3 protein-coding genes are annotated in these 2,204 nt (G+C 75.0%); all 3 read left to right on the top strand.

The features are described from left to right. Positions 1-1,044 (top strand): NAD(P)/FAD-dependent oxidoreductase (locus tag AC0CYZ_RS27090; protein ID WP_472221151.1); only part of this gene is annotated, 1,044 nt, incomplete at its 5' end. After that, positions 1,041-1,685: a helix-turn-helix domain-containing protein gene (locus AC0CYZ_RS27085; protein WP_472221149.1), complete on the top strand. Its 645-nt coding sequence runs from the start codon at positions 1,041-1,043 to the stop codon at positions 1,683-1,685. The genes AC0CYZ_RS27090 and AC0CYZ_RS27085, both read left to right, overlap by 4 nt. Positions 1,686-1,829: 144 nt before the next feature. Continuing rightward, positions 1,830-2,204: hypothetical protein (locus AC0CYZ_RS27080; protein WP_472221147.1), on the top strand; the 375-nt coding region annotated here is incomplete at its 3' end.

Raw genomic sequence — 2,204 nt, 5'->3', positions numbered from 1 at the left:
GGCGTGGTGCGCTGCCACTACGGCGTGTCCTCGCTGGCGGCGATGGCCCGGCGCGGGCTGGCGTTCTTCGAGTCGGCCGCCGACCGGCTCGGCGACGACCTCGGCTTCGTCACCACCGGCTACGTGGTCGGGGTCGACGAGCGGAACGTCGAGGCACTGGACGCGAACCTCGCCGCCCAGCGGGCGGTCGGCGTCGAGACCGATCGGATCGACCGGGCCGACGTCGGGAAGCTCTGGCCGGTCGCCGACCTCGACGACTTCGCGGCGTTCGGCTGGGAGCCCCGCGGCGGCTACGGCGACGCCTACCGCACCGCGCAGGCGTTCGCGGCCGCCGCCCGTCGGGCGGGTGTGGTGATCCGCCAGTCGTCGCCGGTGACGGAGCTGGTCGTGCGGGGGGACCGGGTCGTGGGCGTCCGGCTGGCCACGGGCGAGGAGATCGCGGCCGGGACGGTCGTGGTCGCCGCCGGACCGTGGTCGGTGCCGCTCGTCGAGCCGCTCGGGATCGACCTGCCCGTCCGCGCGCACCGCGAGTCACTGGTGCTGGTGGCGCCGGGGGTCGACCTCGGCCCGGTCCCGGTGTTCTCGGACCTGGTCTCGCTGATGTACGTGCGCCCCGAACCGGACGGGACGCTGCTCGTCGGGAACTCCGACCTCGCGGTGCTCCACGAGGCCGACCCGGACCGGTACCTCGACGCGGCGACCTCCGAGGAGCTCGACACCGCGGTCGGGAAGGTCGCGCACCGCTTCGCCGGCCTGCCCGACGCGGCCGTCGCCGGGAGCTATGCCGGCTGCTACGACGTCACCCCCGACTACAACCCGGTGATCGGGCCGGCCGGGCCTGCGGGCCTGCTCGTCGCCGCGGGGTTCTCGGGGCACGGATTCAAGATCTCGCCCGCGGTCGGGGCGCTCGTGGCGGACCTCGTCGTGGACGGTCGGTCGTCCGACCCCGCGGTCCCGGAGTCGGACTTCCGGCTCGAGCGGTTCGCCGAGGGCGATCCGTTGCGCTCGCCGCACCCGTACGTCGGGGCGGGGGAGATGCGGTGAGTTCGGACTCCTCGGTCCCGCCGACCCACGGTCCGGCCGCGCGGGAGGTCGCCGACCCGGCCCCGCACGAGGGCTGGCTCGAGCGGGCGATCGCCGCCCGGCTCCGCGCGCTGCGGCGGGAGGCGGGGACGAGCCTCGCGGAGACCGCCGCGCGGGTCGGGATCTCGAAGGCGATGCTCTCCAAGATCGAGAACGCCCGGACGTCGTGCTCGCTCACGACCCTCGCGCGGCTCGCGGAGGCCCTCGACGTTCCGGTCACGTCGTTCTTCCGCGACGCCGAGGGGCCGCGCGAGGCGGTGTACACCGCGGCCGGGGCGGGCGCGCGCATCGTCGCCCGCGGCACCCGGGTGGGCCACGACTACACGTTGCTCGGCGGCCTGCGGGGCCCGCACGCCCGCATGGAGGCCCACCTGGTGGAGCTCACCTCCCGCAGCGAGGTGTTCCCGCTCTTCCAGCACCCCGGCACCGAGCTGCTCTACATGCTCGCCGGCGTGATGGTCTACGGCCACGGCGACACCCGCTACACGATGCGGCCCGGCGACGCCCTCCAGCTCGACGGCGAGGGCGTGCACGGCCCGCAGGAGCTCGTCGAGCTGCCGATCCGGTTCCTGTCGGTCGTCTCCTACGGCGAGGTCGCCTGACCCGGACCCCGTCGACCTGGGGTCGTCGGGGTGCCGGGGTCCGGCCGATCGTCTGATCGACAGGATCTCGGGGTCCGTTCGCGGAGATCGAATTGCGCTGCCCGACGGCTACCGTCGTTCGAACACGTGTTCGATACTGGGTGCATGGCCGTGCCCGTCGACGAGTCCCCGCACTGGGACGCGTACCTGCCCCCGCCGTGGGAGGAACCCGCGGGCTGGGTCGACGACGACCTCGCCCCGCTGCCCGAGCACGACCCGGACTGGCACGACCTCCAGGACCTCCAGGACCTCGACGACGACGCTGCGGTGGGCGGGTCGGGGTCGTGGGCGGTGCCCGGACTCCCCGCCGACGGCGCCTGCGACGGTGCCTCCGAGGGTGACGGTGCCGCCGAGGGCGCCTGCGACGGTGACGGGCTGTCGGCGGCGGCGGCTGCGGCGTTGGCCGAGACCGCGGCGGCGTGGGAGGCGCTGCGATCCGCGCAGGCCCGCTGCTACGCGGCGTTGACCGCACTGCAGGAC

The sequence above is a fragment of the Actinomycetospora sp. genome, from assembly GCF_055612215.1.
Note: the sequence above shows the minus strand (reverse complement) of the source record. Positions and strands in the feature narration are given on the sequence as shown.